General features: G+C 68.0%; 18 protein-coding genes. 11 read left to right on the top strand and 7 right to left on the bottom strand.

The features are described 5' to 3' along the window. Window positions 1–59: 59 nt before the first annotated feature. The 6 genes from BY998_RS12255 to BY998_RS12230 all read left to right on the top strand — a co-directional run bounded on the left by BY998_RS12255 (window position 60) and on the right by BY998_RS12230 (window position 3,815). A complete protein-coding gene (locus BY998_RS12255; protein WP_110351898.1) occupies window positions 60–452 on the top strand; it encodes a VOC family protein in 393 nt (130 codons plus the stop codon). 131 nt (window positions 453–583) lie between these two features. Then, window positions 584–784: a hypothetical protein gene (locus tag BY998_RS12250; protein ID WP_245421574.1), complete on the top strand. Its 201-nt coding sequence runs from the start codon at window positions 584–586 to the stop codon at window positions 782–784. 622 nt (window positions 785–1,406) lie between these two features. Beyond that, entirely contained in the window at window positions 1,407–1,616 is a 210-nt protein-coding gene (locus BY998_RS12240) for a cold-shock protein (RefSeq protein ID WP_110352022.1), read from the top strand. Between the two features lie 244 nt (window positions 1,617–1,860). Further along, window positions 1,861–2,004 carry a hypothetical protein gene (locus tag BY998_RS24355; protein WP_181425505.1) on the top strand — a complete coding sequence of 48 codons (144 nt, stop codon included), beginning with the start codon at window positions 1,861–1,863 and terminating at the stop codon, window positions 2,002–2,004. Window positions 2,005–2,296: 292 nt separating this feature from the next. Next, window positions 2,297–2,629 (top strand): hypothetical protein, encoded by a 333-nt coding sequence (locus BY998_RS12235; protein ID WP_110352021.1) that lies wholly within the window; start codon window positions 2,297–2,299, stop codon window positions 2,627–2,629. Window positions 2,630–2,738: 109 nt separating this feature from the next. Further along, window positions 2,739–3,815: a fatty acid desaturase gene (locus BY998_RS12230; RefSeq protein WP_245421573.1), complete on the top strand. Its 1,077-nt coding sequence runs from the start codon at window positions 2,739–2,741 to the stop codon at window positions 3,813–3,815. A 42-nt stretch (window positions 3,816–3,857) separates the two neighbouring features. Here the strand turns inward: BY998_RS12230 and BY998_RS12225 are convergent, their stop codons facing one another. Then, window positions 3,858–4,853: an alpha/beta hydrolase-fold protein gene (locus BY998_RS12225; protein WP_110351896.1), complete on the bottom strand. Its 996-nt coding sequence runs from the start codon at window positions 4,851–4,853 to the stop codon at window positions 3,858–3,860. Between the two features lie 294 nt (window positions 4,854–5,147). Between BY998_RS12225 and BY998_RS12220 the strand changes: the two genes are divergently transcribed. The 3 genes from BY998_RS12220 (at window position 5,148) to BY998_RS12210 (ending at window position 12,155) form a co-directional block, all read left to right on the top strand. Continuing rightward, window positions 5,148–7,358 (top strand): TonB-dependent siderophore receptor, encoded by a 2,211-nt coding sequence (locus tag BY998_RS12220; protein ID WP_110351895.1) that lies wholly within the window; start codon window positions 5,148–5,150, stop codon window positions 7,356–7,358. A gap of 173 nt (window positions 7,359–7,531) precedes the next feature. Further along, window positions 7,532–8,452, top strand: a complete 921-nt coding sequence (locus BY998_RS12215; protein ID WP_110351894.1) for an oxidoreductase — start codon at window positions 7,532–7,534, stop codon at window positions 8,450–8,452. A gap of 1,654 nt (window positions 8,453–10,106) precedes the next feature. Next, window positions 10,107–12,155 (top strand): YgiQ family radical SAM protein, encoded by a 2,049-nt coding sequence (locus BY998_RS12210; protein WP_110351893.1) that lies wholly within the window; start codon window positions 10,107–10,109, stop codon window positions 12,153–12,155. Window positions 12,156–12,200: 45 nt separating this feature from the next. Here the strand turns inward: BY998_RS12210 and BY998_RS12205 are convergent, their stop codons facing one another. Further along, on the bottom strand, window positions 12,201–12,578 hold the full coding sequence (locus BY998_RS12205; protein WP_181425504.1) for a hypothetical protein: 378 nt from the start codon (window positions 12,576–12,578) through the stop codon (window positions 12,201–12,203). A 467-nt stretch (window positions 12,579–13,045) separates the two neighbouring features. Between BY998_RS12205 and BY998_RS12200 the strand changes: the two genes are divergently transcribed. Continuing rightward, window positions 13,046–13,318 (top strand): hypothetical protein, encoded by a 273-nt coding sequence (locus BY998_RS12200; RefSeq protein ID WP_110352020.1) that lies wholly within the window; start codon window positions 13,046–13,048, stop codon window positions 13,316–13,318. Window positions 13,319–13,639: 321 nt separating this feature from the next. Here the strand turns inward: BY998_RS12200 and BY998_RS12195 are convergent, their stop codons facing one another. Then, complete coding sequence (locus BY998_RS12195; RefSeq protein WP_210205499.1) at window positions 13,640–14,503, bottom strand: alpha/beta hydrolase; 864 nt, start codon at window positions 14,501–14,503, stop codon at window positions 13,640–13,642. A gap of 251 nt (window positions 14,504–14,754) precedes the next feature. Here BY998_RS12195 and BY998_RS12190 point away from each other — a divergent pair, with 251 nt between their 5' ends. Continuing rightward, a complete protein-coding gene (locus BY998_RS12190; protein ID WP_110351891.1) occupies window positions 14,755–15,693 on the top strand; it encodes a LysR family transcriptional regulator in 939 nt (312 codons plus the stop codon). A 91-nt stretch (window positions 15,694–15,784) separates the two neighbouring features. Here the strand turns inward: BY998_RS12190 and BY998_RS12185 are convergent, their stop codons facing one another. The 4 genes from BY998_RS12185 to BY998_RS12175 all read right to left on the bottom strand — a co-directional run bounded on the left by BY998_RS12185 (window position 15,785) and on the right by BY998_RS12175 (window position 18,690). Further along, window positions 15,785–16,555, bottom strand: a complete 771-nt coding sequence (locus tag BY998_RS12185; RefSeq protein ID WP_110351890.1) for a potassium channel family protein — start codon at window positions 16,553–16,555, stop codon at window positions 15,785–15,787. A gap of 12 nt (window positions 16,556–16,567) precedes the next feature. Continuing rightward, window positions 16,568–16,744 carry a hypothetical protein gene (locus BY998_RS24350; RefSeq protein ID WP_181425503.1) on the bottom strand — a complete coding sequence of 59 codons (177 nt, stop codon included), beginning with the start codon at window positions 16,742–16,744 and terminating at the stop codon, window positions 16,568–16,570. Between the two features lie 78 nt (window positions 16,745–16,822). After that, the gene (gene nhaA, locus BY998_RS12180) at window positions 16,823–18,061 is read right to left on the bottom strand and encodes a Na+/H+ antiporter NhaA (protein WP_280952907.1); all 1,239 of its coding nucleotides are present in this window, start codon (window positions 18,059–18,061) and stop codon (window positions 16,823–16,825) included. 230 nt (window positions 18,062–18,291) lie between these two features. Continuing rightward, window positions 18,292–18,690 carry a hypothetical protein gene (locus tag BY998_RS12175; protein WP_110351888.1) on the bottom strand — a complete coding sequence of 133 codons (399 nt, stop codon included), beginning with the start codon at window positions 18,688–18,690 and terminating at the stop codon, window positions 18,292–18,294. Window positions 18,691–18,755: the final 65 nt, after the last annotated feature.

Below are 18,755 nucleotides of genomic sequence, written 5' to 3'. Positions count from 1 at the left end.
CGGGCTCAACCCTGCGCTGAAGACGGGCAGGCCAACGGCACGAAAGGACACCCTCGCCCATGAAGGTCCGCTGCGATCACGTCCACCTGCGCAGCCGCGATGCCGTCGCCGCGGCGCAGTTCTACGTCGCTCTCTTCGAGGCCCGCGAGATCCGCCGTGACGGCGATCCCGTTGTCAGCCGCGTGACGATCGATCTCGGCGGCCTCACCGTCTTCATCGAGCAGGCGCCCGAGGGCACGACGCCCGCCTCGGCTCAGCCCCATCTGGGCATCGAGCATATCGGTCTGGCCGTCGAGGATATCGAGCAGGCCTACGCCCACGTCCAGCGACACGGGGTCGAGATCATCTCCGGCATCAACGAGGTGAATCCCAGCCTGCGCACGATCTTCATCAAGGGGCCGGACGGCGCCATCATCGAGTTGCTGCAGCGGTCGGCGCGATCTCCGGGCTGAAACCCGGCCGGTCGGGCATCATGGCGGGCTACGGAGCGTGGAAGGCGGAGATCGGCCTGAACCGGGCACTGCCTGCCGCATTGACATCGATACGCGGTCCTGACCGGCTGCCCCTCGCTTCCCGACAGGCCATGCCCAGCATCATGCCCACCCGCTTCAACACCTCCGCCGCCCTGCATCCTCGCGCGTTCGGCTCGGCCTACGACCCCGTCTTGCAGGGAGTCGCGGATGGTTTGGCCGCGCTGTTTCCGCCGGTCCACACGCCTCGGCGATCCGAGACCGAGACGCGAAGCGAGGTGAGGACCGAGACCGTCACCGGGGCGGCGGCCTGAAGCGTTCGGGATGGCGCAGACCCTTGTCCCGGATCGCACCTGCGGCTCTTGCACCGTCTGCTGCCAGGCTCTGGAGGTGCAGGCCCTCGCCAAGCCGGCCGGCGTCCTGTGCGAGCACAGCACGGGCGCGTCCTGCGGCATTTACCGCGATCGCCCGCGGGCCTGCGCCCAATGGTACTGCCTGTGGCGCAAGATCGGGGCGCTTCCGGACGAACTGAGGCCCGACCGATCGGGCGTGATGCTCTCCCTCGAGACCGACCCGGCAGCCGACGATCCCTTTCTTCGCGCCCGTATCGTGTGCCGGGCGGTGTACGGCCCTGATGATCTCGATCGGTGGGAGGCCGTCGAAGCCGTCGCCATGTTCACGCGCGAAGGCTCGCTGCCGGTGTGGACCGCCATCGACCGGACGGCCTGCCTGATCTATCCGCAGGAGGTGCATGCGGACCATCTCCGGAGCGCCATCATGGGCGCGGCAACGCAGGCGCTGCGAGACCCATCCCACGAGCGGGAGGCTGCAGCCTGGAGGCGCAGGCTCGGCTACGAGCACGATCGTGCAAATTGTTCAGGAGACGGCGAGCCCCCGGATCGGTTAAAGCGCATCACCATCAACGGAGGTACATCCATGGCAACAGGTACGGTGAAGTGGTTCAACGGAACCAAGGGCTTCGGCTTCATCCAGCCCGACGACGGCGGTCAGGACGTGTTCGTGCATATCTCGGCGGTCGAGAAGGCCGGCCTTCGCGACCTCGCGGAAGGGCAGAAAATCTCCTACGAGGTGGTGGTCGACCAGCGCCGCGGCAAAGCCTCCGCCGAGAATCTGAAGGCCAGCTAAAGCGCGTTCCGACGAACGGGAAACCGGTTCGTCGAAACAGGCGCGTCGCACCCGGGATCTAGAGACGCCGACCTGATGCGATCAGGTCGACGGCTCCGGGAGAGCGCTCGGTCCGGCGGCTGACGAAGCCGCCGGGGTCCGCACACGACGAACGATCCCACTGCATCATCCTGTGCCTTGGGCAGCGGAACAGAGGCCCACCATGGCAGGATCGAATCCGACCGGTCGCGCAACGACCATGTCGATGGCCGACTTCAACGAGCGTGCGAAGCGCGCGGCGGCCAACATGCCGACGATCGAGAAGCCGCCCACGAAGCGACGCAATGCACCGCGGCCGAGCAAGCCGCCGCTCGCGGCCAAGCCGGACGGCGCAGGCGAGGACGCATAGGCCTCCGCTCGCTCCCGGCGCGGGGGACGGCGGAACTGCGCCGAGGTGAGGCTGGGCCCGATCACGAACAGGGATCGGCGCAGCCTCGGCAGCCTTCATAGCCATCGGTCGGCACCGCGCACGGACAGCGCTTCTGATGGGGCGCAGCCCCGTGCGGGCCGCGTCTCTGCCACTGTCTTGGCCACTGTCTCGGCCACTGTCTCGGCCAGTCTCGCTGTTTCCCTCGATACCACCCTTTGTCGTCGAGCGAGGCGCGGGCCTTGACGTCATGATGCCGGCCGGAGAACTCGCCATGAAGCGTCCCCGCACCACCGGCCACCTTGCCGCCCCGTCGCCTGCGCGCGTCGCCCCTCCTCCGCAACCCGTGCAGGGCGCGGCGGTCGATGCGGCCGTGACGGCTCTCCTCTCGCTGGTCGCGGCCGTCGAGACACAGCCCGCGGGCCCGGCCACCAAGGCCTACCGGGCCGCGATCCGTCGGAAGGGCGAGGAAGCGGCCGCCGCAGGCGGAAGCGAGGTTCTGGAGGCAGTGCTGCGCCAGGTCTGCGACGCGACGCCCGACCGCGCCGAGCGCCGCGGGCGGATCCTCACCGAGGCATGGGCGGGTCTGATCGAGGAGAAGCCGTGACCGGACGCGAACGCGTTGGTTCTTCTACCGCGGCCGTGACGCTCGGAGTCGGCGCCACCGCACGCATGTCTTGCCTCAAGACGCTCATCAGACAGGAATGCCGACCATCGTGACCCAAGCACCCCCGAACGCGCCCGCGACGGATCGGCTCGCGGACGAGGCCTCTCGACACGACGCGACGCAGCTCGCGCGGGAGGTGGCCCGGCACTGCGCCGCGTTCCGCGAGCCGATCCTCCGGCTGGCTCTTCGGCAAGTCGCCGACACGCTGCTGCCGTATCTGATCCTCTGCGCCCTGATGCTCGGCTTGGCGGCGAACGGCCACGCGCTTCTCGCCCTGCCGCTCGCCGTGCCGGCGGGCGGGCTTCTGGTCAGGCTCTTCATCATCCAGCACGATTGCGGGCACGGCTCGTTCCTGCCCTCACGCCGCGGCAACGACTGGCTCGGCCACGCCCTGAGCCTTCTGACGGTGACGCCTTACGACAGCTGGAAGCGGGCGCACGCCCTGCATCACGCCTCCACCGGGGATCTCAGCCGCCGCGGCACCGGGGATATCCATACCTTGACCGTGCGCGAGTATCTCACCCTGTCGCGCTGGGGGCGGCTCCGGTACCGCCTCTACCGCAACCCGCTCATCCTGATCCTGCTCGGTTCGCCGATCAATTTCCTCGTCCTGCAGCGCTTTCCCAACGGCGTGGGACTGCCTTGGCGAACGGCCTGGCGCAGCGTGCTCGCGCTCGATGCCGTCCTTCTCGTCGTCCTGGCGGCCCTCGCGTTCGCGACCGGAGGCCTCGGGCCGGTGCTCTGGGTGTTCCTGCCGGTGATCAGCGTCGCCGCCTGGATCGGGGGTTGGCTGTTCTACGTCCAGCACCAGTACGAGGAGACGATCTGGGAGGAGGCCGACGCCTGGGACTTCCACCGCGCCGCGCTCGGCGGCAGCTCGTACTACGTCCTGCCGCGCGTGCTGCAATGGTTCACCGGCAATGTCGGCCTGCACCACGTCCACCATCTGAACAGCCGCATCCCGAACTACCGCCTGCAGGAATGCCTGGACGGTCACGCGATCCTCGGCCGAGTGGGCCGCTTGACGCTGCGCGAGAGCCTGGGCTGCCTGAAGCTGGCGCTCTGGGATGAAGAGGCGCGCAAGATGGTCGGATTCGCGCGTCTGCGGAGGCTTCAGGCGGCGTGACGCGGCTGCCGCCGGTCGTTCGACGACGGGCGCGCCGCCGAGCTACTTCGAAGCGCCCGCCGTGCAGGTCTCGGGCCTCGGCGGGAAGGCGAAGGCCACCGCCTCGTTGAGCGCCTCCGGCAGCACGCTCATATGGGTGCGGCCGGGGATCAGCGCGAAGCGGCTCGTCACGCCGGGGTGACGGCCGAGCCGTTCCGCCATGGCATGCGCCCGCTCGACCGTGCCCGCCTCCCGCAGGCGGGCGAGGCGCTGCTCGCGGTCGGGCAGCGCCAGCTGGAACGGCGCCAACTCCGCCTCGTAGGCGCCGGCCAGGAGCAGCACCCGGGCGCAGACCGGCGATCCTTTCTCGAAGGCGTCGATGCTGGGCAGCAGCGACCCGTCCTCCCAGAAGATGCTCGGGCTGGCGGCGATCCAGTGCGAGAACGCCTCCGGCGCGCGGGCGAGCGCGTAGAGGACGAACAGGCCGCCGAAGGAATGCCCGAACAGGGCCTGCCGCGAGCGGTCGAGCGGGCAGCGCCGCGCGACCTCATTGCGCAGGTCGCCCGTCACGAAGTCGAGGAAGGCCGCCGCCCCGCCGGTCCGCAATTCCGGGCCGCCCGGCTTGGTGGCCGGGTAGGTCCGGCCCGGCGGCGGGGTGTAGTCCCAGGAGCGGGCCACGCCGTCATAGGCCTCCGGCGACGGGGAACCGACCGCGACGATGACGAAGCGTGAGCCGACGCCGCTGCCGGCCGGATAGGAGGCCTGCACCCGCTCGATGTCGATGGCCGTCCCGGCCAGGGCGTTGCCGTCGAGCAGCGTGAGGCAGGGCCACCCGGCCGCGGGCGCCTCGCCGGGCGGGACGTAGAGCGTGATGCGCCGGGGTGCGCGGCCCTCGCCGGCGCCGAGGTCGAACCGGACCGCCCCGGGGAGCGCGGCGGGCCCGTCCGCCTCCGCCGCCGCCCGGGCCGAGGCACGAAGCGGGAGCCCGATCCCGGCCGACAACCCCAGGGAGAACCCCATCGAGAGCCGGAGCATCGCGCGGCGCGAGGGACGCGTCATCGGTCGGCGTTCCTTGCGGCCGGCGGCCGGTTGCGGCGGTGGCGCATGGGGCGGCGTTCTCCTGGCGATCCGGCAGGCCGCCGGCGTGCGATCGACGGTTGCATGAAATTTTGAAGTATAGTCATCATCTCAGGCGCGGCGAAGTTCTTGTGGCAAGAAATATGCAGAAAATATCTATGCACATCGATTTATAGTAATTCAAAACTGGGAGGCTTTTCGAGCAGATTGGCTTGTCTTTTACGTCAATAGCCTTCAAAGCCGTTCAAGGCCAAGCTTGAAACCCCCGTCCGCACCATGCTCCTGCCCCGCCGCCGTCTCGCCGGCCTTCTCGCCTCCACGGCGCTGTCGTCGGCCCTGCCCCTCGCCTCCCCTGCCCTGGCGCAGCAGGCCAGCGTCGCGCTGAGCGAGCTGTCGGTCGAGGGCAGCCGGAGCGGGACCGGCCTCGGCGGGGCGGGCGGCAACGTCGCGGTCTCCCAGGACAGCGCGGCCACGAGCGGCGGGGGCGGCGGACCGAGCGGGGTGACGGGCTACACCGCCCGCGTCAGCCCGACCGCGACCAAGACCAACACGCCGCTGCTCGAGACGCCGCAATCGGTCACGGTGCTCACCCGCGAGGCGCTCAACGACCGCAACGTCCAGACCCTCAACGAGGCCATCGGCTACGTGGCCGGCGTCTCCTCGAACGTCTTCGGCTTTGATCCGCGCTTCGATTCCTTCTACGTGCGCGGCTTCAGCCTGACCTATGACGGCATCTTCCGCGACGGCCTGCGCCAGATCGCGTCGGGCCTGACCGTGCCGCGCATCGAGCCCTACGGCATCGAGTCGGCCACGATCCTGCGCGGTCCGGCCTCCGGGCTCTACGGCCTCGGCTCGCCCGGCGGCATCCTCGACGTCACCACCAAGCGGCCGGTCTTCACGCGCTTCGGCGAGGTGCAGCTGCAGGTCGGCAACTTCGACCGCTACCAGGGCAATTTCGACATCGGTGGCCCGGTCGAGGGCACGGATGGGACGCTCGCCTACCGCATCACCGGCATCAAGCGGCAATCCGACACCTTCCTGCCGGGCGGCGCCGACGATCGCAGCTACATCGCGCCGGCCTTCACCTGGAAGCCGTCCGCCGACACGACCTTCACGTTCCTGAGCGAGTACCAGGAGAACAAGCTTCCGGGCAGCACGACGTTCTTCAACCAGAACTTCCGGCCGACCCGGCTCTATGCGAGCGATCCCGCCTTCAACGACTTCAAGCAGCAGCAGGGCCGCGTCGGCTACGCCTTCGAGCACCGCTTCGACGGGGATCTGTTCTTCCGCCAGAACTTCCGCTTCTACGATGTCTCGACCGACTACCGCTACACCTCGATCACCGGCCTCAACCCCGACGGCGTGACCGCGAGCCGCTCGACCGGCTTCTCCCGCCAGCACCTGACTCAGTTCACCCTCGACAACCAGATCGAGGCGCATTTCGCGACGGGGCCGGTCCAGCACACGGTGCTGGCCGGGCTCGACTACGCGCATTACGACTTCAACTACCGCTTCGGCTTCGGCACGGCGCCCGATCTCAACCTCGTCACCCGCAATTACGGCCTTCAGCCGATCTTCGCCGCGCCGCTCGGGCCGCGCACCGCGCAGAGCCAGGATCAGGTCGGGCTCTACCTGCAGGAGCAGGCCAAGTTCGACCGCTTCGTGCTGACCTTGAGCGGCCGCACCGACTGGGTGTTCCAGAACACGGTCGACACGACGGGCGCCGCGACGCAGCAGAACGACCAGGCCTTCACCGGCCGCGTCGGCCTCAACTACCTGCTGGCGCCGGGTCTCGTCCCCTATGCCAGCTACGCCACCACCTTCGCGCCGCAGCCGGGCACCGACGCCTCGGGCCGTGCCTTCCGGCCGGCAACGGGCGATCAGATCGAGGCGGGCGTCAAGGTCCTGATCCCGGGCACCAACATCCAGGCGGGATTTGCCGGCTTCGACATCGTGCAGAGCAGCGTTCTGCGCACGGACCCGAACAACATCGCCTTCCAGATCGCGACCGGCTCCGTCCAATCGCGCGGCTTCGAGATGGAGGCGATCGCCAACCTCGCCCCCGGCACCAACCTGACGCTGGCCTATACGCATCTCGACCTGCGCTACCTCAGCCAGACCTCGTTCGCGGGGCAGGTGCTGGACGGCAACTCTCTCTCCGGCATCCCGGGGGACACCTTCACCGGCTTCCTGACCTACCTGTTCCCGCCGAGTTCGGCCTTGAGCGGCCTGACGCTCGGCGGCGGCCTCCGCTTCAGCGCCAACAGCTACGCCAACGACGAGAACACGGTCCGCAACCCGACCGTGACCCTGTTCGATGCGCTGGTGGCCTACGATTTCGCGGCGATCGATCCGAAGTACAAAGGCTTTCGCGCCCAGGTGAACGCCAACAACATCTTCGACCGCGACTACTTCACCTGTCAGGCGGGCTTCTGCTACCGCGGCGCCCCCGCGACGGTGATCGGCAGCCTGATCTACCGCTGGTGACGGGGACGGGCGGCGCGCCTTCGGCGTGAGCGGACGGCACCGCGCGCCCGAACCGTGGGGACGGTGCGCGGTTACCCCGTGAGCCGGCGCCCTGTTTTTCCTAGGGACGGTGGCTCGTCCCGGGGATCGCGCGATCCTCTCCCTCTCTCCTCTCGCCCGGAGAAAGCCACCCGATGGCGCGTCGTCCCTGGACCGTCGCCGACATCCCCTCGCAGGCAAACCGCCGCGCCCTCGTCACGGGGGCGAGCGCCGGGCTCGGGCTGGAGACGGCCCGGGCGCTCGCCGGGGCCGGCGCGGCGGTGGTGCTGGCGGTGCGCAATGCCGAGAAGGGCGCGCGCGCGGTCGAGGCCATCCGGCGCGCGCATCCCGGCGCCGACCTCTCGGTGCGCCTGATCGACACCGCCTCGCTCGCCTCCGTGCGCGCCTTCGCCGAGGGCTGGGACGCGGGGGCGCCGATCGACCGGCTGGTCCTCAACGCCGGCATCGCCGCGGTGCCGGGCCGCGAGGAGAGCGTGGACGGCTTCGAGCGCCAACTCGCCACGAACTATCTCGGCCATTTCGCCCTCACCGGGCTGCTGCTGCCGGTCCTGAGCCCCTCGGCGCGGGTCGTCGCGGTGGCGAGCCTCGCCCATCGCAGCGGCGCGATCCGCTTCGACGACCCGCATTGGCGCGACGGCTACGCGGCGCAGCCCGCCTACCGGCAGAGCAAGCTCGCGCTCTTGATGTTCGCCCTCGAACTCGACCGGCGCCTGAAGGCGGCGGGATCGGGCATCGCCGCGCTGGCCGCCCATCCGGGGCTCGCCATCACCGAGGTGTTTCGCCGGGGCGACCGGGCCGGGGCGTTCCAGCAGGGCGCGGGCCGGGTCATCTTTTCGCTCATCGGCCAGTCCGCGGCGCAAGGCGCCCTGCCGATCCTCTATGCCGCCACCGCCCCGGACGCCTCGGGCGGCGGCTATTACGGGCCCGACGGCTTCCGGGAAGTCCGCGGATATCCCAAGCCCGCCGCGATCGCCGCCCACGCTCTCGACCGGGCGGCGACCGGGCGCCTCTGGACGCTCTCGGAAACGCTCACGGGCGTGCGCATCCCGTTGTGAGAGGGCCGGGCCCGCCGGGTGGCCCGCGTCTGGAGCGATGCTGGCCCGTCTGGTCGAAACGCCATCGGTTCGGCCGCGCCGGGGGCGGCTACCGGTTCGATCCGGACCTTCGGCGAGGGCCGCTCGAATGAATGCTTGGGGTGGGAAGCGAACGCCTTTCGGTGCAGGTTCATCCAATGAAGGGCCGCACACTCGTTCTCGCGCTCGGCGCAGGTATCCTGCTCTTGTTGGCCACGCTGATCGGCGGGCCGCTCCTGGCAATCTACCTGTCGACGCGTCCCCTCGTTCCTGGGACGCCGCCCCTCTTGCAGGACGTTCGGGCCGGGGGCGGATGGGCCAGCATGGGTTGCCCGCGGGCGACTTCGCCTTCCTTCGCCTCCATGAGCGAGGCTCTGTCACCAGACCTCACGCCGCGCCTTGCTGCCCTGTTCCCCCCAGGGAGCGACGCAGACGCACTTCGAACGGCGTTGGTCGCTCAGGGCTTCGGAGTCATCGCACCGTGTGAAGGCGATCCTTCGGTCCACCGCGCCGCCTTCCACCAGTCGGGCGGCGGCTTTACCGGACCATACCCGATCTCCGCCGTTGTTGCCTGGAGACGAACCGAGGATGGACGGGTCGTGTGGACGAAGGGTTTCGTTTCGTACCTCGCCCCTTGAATAGCATTTAATGTCTGCAAAGGGCAGAAGACGGACAATCGATTAAATCGGTAAATGTTAGGTGCAAAAGGATCTATATCGGCGTCATTTATTAGGTCAAAATACCTTTCGACCCACTCAGCCACACCTGTTCGGGGGACAAGATGAGTGATGTAACTACTGATACTGTGCATAGACAAGTGCAAGCTAATATGTTGGTTAAACGCACAGACAATTTCGGCACGGCTGGCAAGATAATCCTGACCGGACCGTTTTTTGGTCACGCTGTTTTCATCGTATGGATGATCGTGGTGAGCTTTCAAACGCTCAGGATCGAAGGATTGTTGAATGCCTTCTTCTGTAAACAAATATTTATTGCAAACACTATTTTCATAGTGACTTACTACATCGTTTCACTTTATACTGCCTACTTATTTGGATTCATACCTGCTATAATTGGGGTTTTACTTTATATGCATTACACGGTGGTTGCGCATCCGAGCTTTTATTGTCCGAGTAGTGCTCGCTATGATCATTGGACTTGCTTCTACCACTGCACTTGCGACGTTCTACCTCGTGTATGTGATGGACACAGCAATATGGGACTTTCCCGCGCTAGGCGTTATGAGTTGCGGGGTGTTTGCTGCTTCCGCGACTGTGCTGTTGTTCGATCGTCACTACGCCGGCTGAACTGTGGAGAAGTATGCTGTCTTAGACCGCTGGGTCCTTCTGCGGATGTCCGCAAAGGGTCGGGAGCGGCGGTTCAGCGCCTCTTGGCTCGAGGCCGGCTCTTGTCGCGATGGGGAGCGACGATCCAGCCTGAATCGATGTCCTCTTCGGCGATCCGGCAAACGGCGCCTCACGGCCGAGATGGGCGCACGGCGCAAGGTCGGCTTCTCGGCCCACGCCCACGTTCCGCGTCGGACGAGCGTTGCAGGAAGGGGTCGGCCGCTTCGTTACCGTCGCAGCCCCTTGCCATCCGTTGAGCTCGCGCGCTGGGCGGCCTATGCACTGATCCCATGGAACTCCGAGCTTCCGCCGAACGCCCCCTGGCTCCCTTGATCAGCGCACCTCTGGCCTGCAAGCCGCCTCCCGGAACGGCAGCGCCGTTCCTGCCGATGAGCCGCGCCGAGATGAATGCCCTCGGCTGGGACGCCTGCGACATCGTGCTGGTGACGGGCGACGCCTACGTGGATCATCCGAGCTTCGGCATGGCGATCATCGGCCGGCTGCTCGAAGCGCAGGGGTTCCGGGTCGGCATTATCGCGCAGCCCGATTGGCAGTCGGCGGAGCCGTTCAAGGTCCTGGGCAAGCCGACCCTGTTCTTCGGCGTGACCGGCGGCAACCTCGATTCGATGGTGAACCGCTACACGGCGGACCGTCGCTTACGCCACGACGACGCCTACACGGCCGGCGGAGAAGGCGGAAAGCGGCCTGACCGCTGCACCATCGTCTACACGCAGCGCTGCCGCGAAGCCTACAAGGACGTGCCGATCGTGCTCGGCGGCATCGAGGCGTCGCTGCGCCGCATCGCGCACTACGATTACTGGTCCGACAAGGTGCGCCGCTCGATCCTGGCGGACGCCAAGGCCGATCTGCTCCTCTACGGCAATGCCGAGCGCGCCGTGGTCGAGGTGGCCAACCGCCTTGCCGCCGGCGCCGCGCCGCACGATCTCGACGCGGTCCGGGGCGTCGCCCTGTTCCGCCGCGTGCCCGGCCACTACACCGAACTGCCCGCCGACGATCTCGACTCGACGGACGAGGCCGCCGCCCGCCGGCCCGGCGAGACCGTGATCCGGCTCCCCGCCTACGACGAGGTCAAGGACGACAAGGAGGCCTATGCCCGCGCCTCGCGGGTGCTGCACCGGGAGGCCAATCCCGGCAACGCGCGCCCGCTCGTCCAGCGCCACGGCGACCGCGACCTGTGGCTGAACCCGCCGCCGATCCCGCTGACCAGCGACGAGATGGATGCGGTCTACGACCTGCCCTACGCCCGCGCGCCGCATCCCTCCTACGGCGACGCGAAGATCCCCGCCTGGGACATGATCAAGTTCTCGGTGACGATCATGCGCGGCTGCTTCGGCGGCTGCACCTTCTGCTCGATCACCGAGCACGAGGGCCGCGTCATCCAGAACCGCTCGGAGGGCTCGATCCTGCGCGAGATCGAGCGGATCCGCGACAAGACGCCGGGCTTCACCGGCGTGATCTCGGATGTCGGCGGGCCGACCGCGAACATGTACCGGATGGCCTGCAAGGACCCGAAGATCGAGGCGGCGTGCCGGCTGCCGTCCTGCGTCTTCCCGGACATCTGCCCGAACCTGAACACCTCGCACGACGACCTGATCCGGCTCTACCGCAAGGTCCGCGAGGTGAAGGGCGTCAAGAAGGTGATGGTGGCGTCGGGCGTGCGCTACGACCTCGCGGTCCGAAGCCCCGAATACGTCGAGGAGCTCGTGACCCATCACGTCGGCGGCCGTCTCAAGATCGCACCCGAACACACCGAGCGCGGCCCTCTCGACCTGATGATGAAGCCGGGCATCGGCACCTACGACCGCTTCAAGGAGATGTTCGACGCCGCCGCCAAGAAGGCCGGCAAGAAATACTACCTGATCCCGTATTTCATCGCGGCGCATCCGGGCACGACCGACGAGGACATGCTGAACCTCGCCCTCTGGCTCAAGAAGAACGATTATCGCGCCGATCAGGTGCAGACCTTCCTGCCCTCGCCCATGGCGACCGCCACGGCGATGTATCATACCGAGGTCAATACGCTGAAAGGTGTGCGGCGCGGCGGCAGCGAGTCGGTCGAGGCGATCAAGGGGCTGCGCCAGCGCAGGCTGCACAAGGCGTTCTTGCGCTACCACGACCCCGAGAACTGGCCCCTGTTGCGCGAGGCGCTGCGGGAGATGGGCCGGGCCGATCTCATCGGCCCGAGGCCGGACCAGCTCGTGCCGTTCTCGCAGCCGCCGGGAACGGGCGCGGGCCAGGGGCGAGGCCAGCCGCGCTCCGTGCACCGCACGGTCGGCGGACCGCGTTTCACGACGAAGGGCGTGCCGCTGAAAAGGTGACGGTCTCACAAACCGACCGGCGCATGCTTCGAGAGCGGCTTCCGATCACCGTGCCTCGTCAAATGCCGGTCGGCGATGTCGGCTCCGGAGCAGGTGGTCGAGGGCGCGGTGCAACGTCGCCAGCGCCGACCCGAACAGCGCCGCGTCCTCAGGGTCTTTGGTGATCGGCCGGCGCTCGAGGGCCTCGAACAGGCCGGCCGTGCGACCCACACCGCCGAACGGCACCTGCAGGCGATCCGCCCCGTCGACGGTGCGGATCGGTCGCGCCGCGTCGATGCCTGGAATTGGCCGGGCCTCGCGCAGCAGGCGCAACACGAACGCCATCTCGGCGGGGGATCGACCGACGGGCCGATAGAGACGCAAGTCGTAGACCTCGCCGCCTGCAGCCAGACGGTCGGTCCGGTTGACGCCGGGGACGACCAACTCGCAGCCGGCGAACGCGCGCCCGGAGCACCGGGAGAGATCGTGCCGGTCGATGTCGCTCGCCCGCGCGGCTCATCGCGCTCGGCTCGGTTCGAGCAGCATCGCCTGCTTCCGCCATGGGTCGTGTCCCGGGTCGGAATGGCGATCTGAGAGGTCGAGGCTTCGGCCATCTGCTCGACGGCGACCGGGCTGGATCGCGTGAAGTCCGGCGCAAGCCCAGCACCGCGCCGCGGACTTCGCAGGGGCCGCCCCGCGCATCGTCGGGGGCCAAGCCTGCTCCTGCGGCGCGGTGCGCCGGCCGCGCCTGCCCTCGTGGCGCAAATTCCTCAAATCTCCGCACGAATTTTAATCCCGGATGCGGGGTGCGTCTCGGCACGGCGCTCCGGAAAGACAGGGACTATATTGAAATCACCGAAGACAAACCGGCTCCGCCGAGCCCCATAGAGAGACTTATGGAGATGACCCGCATGACGAAGACCCGTATCGCCGCCGCCCTCGCCGCCCTGATGATGGGTGTGGCTGCGCCCGCCACGTCGGCTCTGGCTTTCCCCTACGATGGACCCCGCGGCCACTACACCGGCTTTGCTCCCTACGAAGTCGAGTCCACCGGTTCGATCGGCTTCTACGGCAGCCGTAACCCGGGCTCCTGCCCGATGAGCTCGGCCGCCGAGGGCAATGCCAACCAGCAGAACTTCCCGGTCAAGCAGTACGGCCAGACCGCTGGCGGCAACCGCTGCTGAGCCGGAGCGGAGCAGAGACCATGGTGTTGAAACTCTTCTCCTACGGCATGATCGGCGTGTTCGCGGCGGGCCTCGGCCTGACCGCCTGGAGTTCGGCGGGCCTGCTGATGGGCCTCTGATCCGGCCCGGAGCGCGAGACGGGGACGATGCGGGACCGCCTTCGGGCGGTCCTTTTTCGTAAGGCCCGTGCAGTGCGCAAACCCGTCGCGCAAAAGGTAGCTCCTGAGCCTGACCACCATGGAGCGAGCAATGCGCTCGGGGCCAGGTTCTTCACGCCAGCGCCCGGCCGGGGGCTCGGGCTCGTCGCGCGATCAGTCCCCCTCAGCCCCGCCCCAGCTTCCGTTCCAGGAAGTCGCGCAACAGCCGGGCGATCGCGGTCGCGTGCGTCTCCAGCGCGAAATGCCCGGTATCGAGGAAGTGGATTTCAGCCTCGGGCAGATCGCGCCGGTAGGCCTCGGCGCCGGGCGGAATGAAGAAGGGATCGTTCCGCCCCCAGACCGCGAGAAGCGGCGGCTGGTGCTTGCGGAAATAGGCCTGGAATTCCGGATAGAGCGCGACGTTCGTGCGGTAGCTCAGGATCAGGTCGAGCTGGATCTCCTCGGCCTCGGGCCGGCGCATGAAGTGCATGTCCAGCGTCAGACCGTCGGGCGACACGCGGCCCGCCGGTGCGCCGTGCTCGTACTGGACATGGATGGCGGCATCGGTCAGCGCGGCGCGGCAAGCCTCACGGTTGGCCGGACTCGGATCCCGCCAATAGGCCTGCCACGGCTCCCATTCCTTGCTGAAGCCCTCGACGTAGGCGTTGCCGTTCTGCGAGATGATGGCGCTGACCCGCTCGGGATGGCGCATCGCGAGCCGAAGGCCGGTCGGCGCCCCGTAATCGAAGATGTAGAGGGCGTAGCGCGCCAGCCCCATCGCATCGACGAAGCCCTCGATCACCTCCGCGAGACGGTCGAAGCTGTACGCGAACGTGCCCCGCCCGGGTGCCACGGTGTTGCCGAAGCCCGGAAGGTCGGGAGCGATCACGCGGTAGCGGTCCGCCAGGAGCGGGATCAGATCGCGGAACATGTGCGATGAGGTCGGGAAGCCGTGCAGAAGGAGCAGCACCGGCGCATCGGGCGAACCCGCCTCCCGGTAGAACACACCGACGTCGCCGACCTGCTTGGTGCCGTAACGGACGGTCATGGAACCGTTTTCCTGCGAGGGATGAGGGTGCGGAGCGCGTTCAGGCGAGGCGGCCTGCACGGGCCATGGCGTGAGCGGCATCGCGGCCGTTCCCAGTCCGAGCGCTGCGAGGAGAGTTCGTCGCGTCGCGTCGTGCCGGGTTGCCGTCATGGTCACGCTCCTGCGCTTTGTGGCCGAGGCCGAAGCTAGCGCCTTGCGCGTTCCGCAATAAGATCGAATAGCCGCAAGCTGAAATTTCAGGATCCGAAACGATGGATCGGCTCGATGCCATGGCTGTGTTCGTGGCCGTCGTTGAGACAGGCTCGCTCGCCGCAGCCGGGCGCAAGCTCGGCCACTCACCGGCCACGGTCACCCGAGCGGTGGCGATGCTGGAGGAGCGCTTGGGCGAACGTCTGCTGCATCGCTCGACCCGTGCCTTGCGGCTGACGGAGCGTGGCGAGCATCAGGTGTCCGTCTACCGCAGCGTTCTGGCCGAACTCGCCGAGGCGGAGGGAGGCGATGCGGCCGACGCCCGGATCACGGGCCGGATCACCCTGACCGCGCCGGAGCTGTTCGGTCGAGCCATCCTGATGCCGGTCGTCGAGACGTTCCTCGATGAGCACCCCGGCGTCAGCGTGCGCGTGCTCCTGCTGAACCGTGTGGTGAGCCTCGTCGAGGAGGGCGTGGACGTCGCGGTGCGGCTCGCGCCGCTGCCCGCATCGGGTCTGATCGCCGCCAAGCTCGGAGAGATGCGCCGGCTGCTCTGCGCCGCACCGAGCTATCTCGCGCGTTCGAACATGCCGAGCACGCCCGACGCCCTTCACCACCATTGCTGCATCGGCACCGAAGAGGGCACCGAGCGCGAGCTGTGGCATTTCATCGACCGTGCGGCGGGTCGCGACCGGCCGCTCTCGACGGGCATACGGCCTCGAATCGCCCTCAACAGTGCGGGCGCGGCGATCGACGCGGCGCTGCGCGGCAACGGTATCTGCCGCGTCATGGCCTATCAGGTCATCGCGCACATGAAGGCCGGTCGCCTCGTGCCGCTCCTTCGCGACTTCGAACCGGCGCCGGTTCCGATTCACCTGATTTTCCATTCGATCCCGCGGCGGAACGCGGCCCTGCGCGCGTTCGTGGATCACGCGACGCCAAAGCTGAGAGCGGCCGTCGCGCAGGTCTCCGCGAGCGCTGCACGCTCTGTCGGTGCCTGATTCAACCGCCGCTTCGGACCAGCATGTCAGTGCCCGGTTGCCACACGCTGCGGGCTCCTCAGGTTTCCGGGTTTTTGCAGCCGGATGGGGATCAGTAGGCTCCCTCATCGGGAATGTTCAGCAGGTTGCCGCAGGCCTTGCAGTGCACCGCATCCGGCTCGTGCCGCTGCAATCCGCAGGCATCGCAGGGAAAGCGGACCTTGTAGGGGCGGAACACCACCTGGGCGAGGCGGAAGAACAGCGTCACGCCGCAGATCATGACGAAGACCGAGATCAGTCGACCCATCGTCCCCGGCAGAGTGATGTCGCCGTAGCCGGTGGTCGTCAGTGAGGTGACGGTAAAGTAGAGCGCGTCGACCGGCGTCTGGATCGCCGGGTTGCTGCCGTGCTGGCTCGCGAAGACGATGCCGGTCATCGTGAACACGAACACGACGAGGTTGGTGGCGGCGAGGATCGCCTCCTCGTTGCGGCGAAACAGGGCGCTGTCAGCCCGCAGCCGCTCCAGCAGGTGGTAGGTGCGCAGGAGGCGCAGCGTCCGCAGGATGCGCAGGAAGCCGATGCCCTCGACGAGCACCGGGGCCAGGAAGGAGGCGATCGCTACCACGTCGGTCCACGTGCTCAGGCGCAGGAACTCGCGGCCGCGACTTCGACTGATGTGCAGGCGGGCGGCGAAGTCGGCGAGCACGCACAGGCCCAGCACCACGTCGCAGGCGATGATCCAGGACACGAGCGGCAGGAACGAGGTCACGATCACGAAGGCGATCGTGGCGATGTCGAACACCAGCAGCGCGTAGCGGAAGCGCCGCGCCCGGTCGGTGTCCCCCTCGTAGAGTTCGCGCAGGGTGGCGGTCAGGTCGCGCATCGGGCCGTGTGGTCAGGAATTGCGCATCGGCAAGGTCACCGCCGCGATACCATCGGCGTCGCCGGCGAGCCAGGACAGGACCGGCAGGGCGAGCGCGCCGAGGCGTATCCGCCTCGACACCCCGAGCAGCAGGTCGGACAGGCGGGCCTGAAGGGCGTGCGCTCGACGCGTCGGGACGGGACGGCGCATGGCGATCTCGACTGAGCTAGGGACAGGATCGGCGGGCCAGGTTCATGGTCCGCCCGCGCGGCGGCGATCGGCGGCGGATCAGGTCTGCGCGGCGGGGCGCGGGGTGAACCGCAGTACCAACGCCCCGGCGGCCATGCAGGCCAGCGAGCCGACCAGCACCCCGACCTTGGTCTCGGCCTCCAGCTCGGGACGCTGCGCGAAGGCCAGGAGCCCGATGAACAGGCTCATCGTGAAGCCGACGCCGCAGAGCAGGGCGATCCCATAAACCTGCATCCAGCCGGCACCCGCGGGACGCTGCGCCCAGCCGAGTCGCACCGCGGCGAGCACGAAGCCGAACACGCCGAGCTGCTTGCCGAGGAACAGGCCGAGCGCCACGCCCAGCGTCACCGGGTCGAGCAGCATGTGCGGGCTGAATCCCGCCAGAGAAACGCCCGCGTTGGCGAAGCCGAAGATCGGCAGGATGAGAAAGGCCGACCACGGGTGGAGGGCGTGTTCGAGGATGTGCAACGGCGAGGTGGGATCGTCCGGCTTGCCGACGCTCAGACGCAGTGGGATTGTCAGTGCCAGCAGGACACCTGCAATCGTCGCGTGGACGCCGGACAGGAGCACGAAGCCCCACAGCACCAGCCCGAGGGCAAGATAGGGCCACAGACGACTGACACCCGCCTTGTTCAGCGCGTACAGCACGGCCAGCGTCGTGGCCGCGCCGCCGAGCATCGGAAGCGAGAGGTCGGCCGTGTAGAACAGCGCGATGATGAGCACGGCCCCCAGATCGTCGATGATGGCCAGCGCGGTCAGGAACACTTTGAGCGAGACCGGCACGCGCGAGCCGAGCAGCGCCAGCACGCCGAGGGCGAAGGCGATGTCGGTCGCGGCCGGGATGGCCCAGCCGCGCAGTGTGTCCGGTGAATGCCAGTTGACGGCAGCATAGACCAGCGCCGGGGCGAGCATGCCGCCGAGCGCAGCAAAACCCGGCAGGATCCGGTCGGGCCAGGTGCGCAGCCTTCCGTCGAGCAACTCGCGTTTGATCTCCAGGCCGACGAGCAGGAAAAACACGGCCATCAGGCCGTCGTTGATCCAGTGCAGCACCGACAGCGGGCCGAGATAGGCCTTGAGCGCGCCGAAATAGGCGCTGGCCAACGGCGAATTGGCGACGATCATGGCCAGCGCGGCGCTGGCCATGAGCACGAGGCCGCCCCCGGCTGCACTCGTTAGCAGGGCGCGTAAGGATGACAGGGGACGACGAGCGGGTGCCACAGGCGCAGGTTCCCTGCTGCTGGCGGCCCGACCAGCGCAGAAACCTGCCGGTCCAATCATCGGACCGCGCACCCAGGCGGCGCTATCGCATCGATCGGTGTGCCCTGCAACCGGCGTCCGCGATTTTACGGCCGTCGTAATTCAGGTCCGCTTGCCCCCCATCCGGACCTCGCGAGCCTAGCGAAAGCGCCGGGTTCAGCCGGTTACGACGATCTCGCTCGTTGGCGGGGAACGCGCAAAGAAAAAGGGCCGCCCGCAGGCGACCCCTTCGTTGGTTTTCATGCCGTCGCTTACCAGCCGTAGCCGTAGCCGCCGTAGACAGGCGCATAGCCATAGGCGGGCGCGTAACCGTAACCGCCGTAGTAGCCCACCGGACGGCCGTAGCCGTACCCGCCGTAGCCGTAGGAGTTGGCTGCGATCGCACCCGCCGCGAGACCAGCGATGCCGAGACCGATCGCTGCGCCCGGGCCGATGCCCCGGCGGTAGCCATAGCCACGATATCCGTAGCCGCCGTAGCCGCGACGGAAGCCGACGCCGCGATACCCGCCGTAGCCGCCACGGTAACCGTAGCCGCCATGATAGCCGCCGTAGCCACCGCGCCATCCAGCCTCCGCCGGAGTCACGGAAGCAGCCATGGTGCCGAGGCCGAGCATCGTCGCGGCGGTGAGAACGAGATGACCCTTACGCATGAGGTTTCCTTCGCAAATGCGATACCTCCTCCCAACAAGAGGCGGACGCAGACAGTTCCGGCAAC

It is taken from the genome of Methylobacterium sp. B4, assembly GCF_003201865.1.
Taxonomy (GTDB): domain Bacteria; phylum Pseudomonadota; class Alphaproteobacteria; order Rhizobiales; family Beijerinckiaceae; genus Methylobacterium.
This window is presented reverse-complemented; position numbering and strand designations above follow the sequence as displayed.

Excerpts from the sequence above, each read along its gene's own strand:
- BY998_RS12255 (WP_110351898.1), top strand. The coding sequence starts at position 60 with ATGAAGGTCCGCTGCGATCACGTCCACCTGCGCAGCCGCGATGCCGTC.
- BY998_RS12250 (WP_245421574.1), top strand. The coding sequence starts at position 584 with ATGCCCAGCATCATGCCCACCCGCTTCAACACCTCCGCCGCCCTGCAT.
- BY998_RS12240 (WP_110352022.1), top strand. The coding sequence starts at position 1,407 with ATGGCAACAGGTACGGTGAAGTGGTTCAACGGAACCAAGGGCTTCGGC.
- BY998_RS24355 (WP_181425505.1), top strand. The coding sequence starts at position 1,861 with ATGGCCGACTTCAACGAGCGTGCGAAGCGCGCGGCGGCCAACATGCCG.
- BY998_RS12235 (WP_110352021.1), top strand. The coding sequence starts at position 2,297 with ATGAAGCGTCCCCGCACCACCGGCCACCTTGCCGCCCCGTCGCCTGCG.
- BY998_RS12225 (WP_110351896.1), bottom strand. The coding sequence starts at position 4,853 with ATGACGCGTCCCTCGCGCCGCGCGATGCTCCGGCTCTCGATGGGGTTC.
- BY998_RS12220 (WP_110351895.1), top strand. The coding sequence starts at position 5,148 with ATGCTCCTGCCCCGCCGCCGTCTCGCCGGCCTTCTCGCCTCCACGGCG.
- BY998_RS12215 (WP_110351894.1), top strand. The coding sequence starts at position 7,532 with ATGGCGCGTCGTCCCTGGACCGTCGCCGACATCCCCTCGCAGGCAAAC.
- BY998_RS12210 (WP_110351893.1), top strand. The coding sequence starts at position 10,107 with ATGGAACTCCGAGCTTCCGCCGAACGCCCCCTGGCTCCCTTGATCAGC.
- BY998_RS12200 (WP_110352020.1), top strand. The coding sequence starts at position 13,046 with ATGACGAAGACCCGTATCGCCGCCGCCCTCGCCGCCCTGATGATGGGT.
- BY998_RS12195 (WP_210205499.1), bottom strand. The coding sequence starts at position 14,503 with ATGACCGTCCGTTACGGCACCAAGCAGGTCGGCGACGTCGGTGTGTTC.
- BY998_RS12190 (WP_110351891.1), top strand. The coding sequence starts at position 14,755 with ATGGATCGGCTCGATGCCATGGCTGTGTTCGTGGCCGTCGTTGAGACA.
- BY998_RS12185 (WP_110351890.1), bottom strand. The coding sequence starts at position 16,555 with ATGCGCGACCTGACCGCCACCCTGCGCGAACTCTACGAGGGGGACACC.
- BY998_RS24350 (WP_181425503.1), bottom strand. The coding sequence starts at position 16,744 with ATGCGCCGTCCCGTCCCGACGCGTCGAGCGCACGCCCTTCAGGCCCGC.
- nhaA (WP_280952907.1), bottom strand. The coding sequence starts at position 18,061 with ATGATTGGACCGGCAGGTTTCTGCGCTGGTCGGGCCGCCAGCAGCAGG.
- BY998_RS12175 (WP_110351888.1), bottom strand. The coding sequence starts at position 18,690 with ATGCGTAAGGGTCATCTCGTTCTCACCGCCGCGACGATGCTCGGCCTC.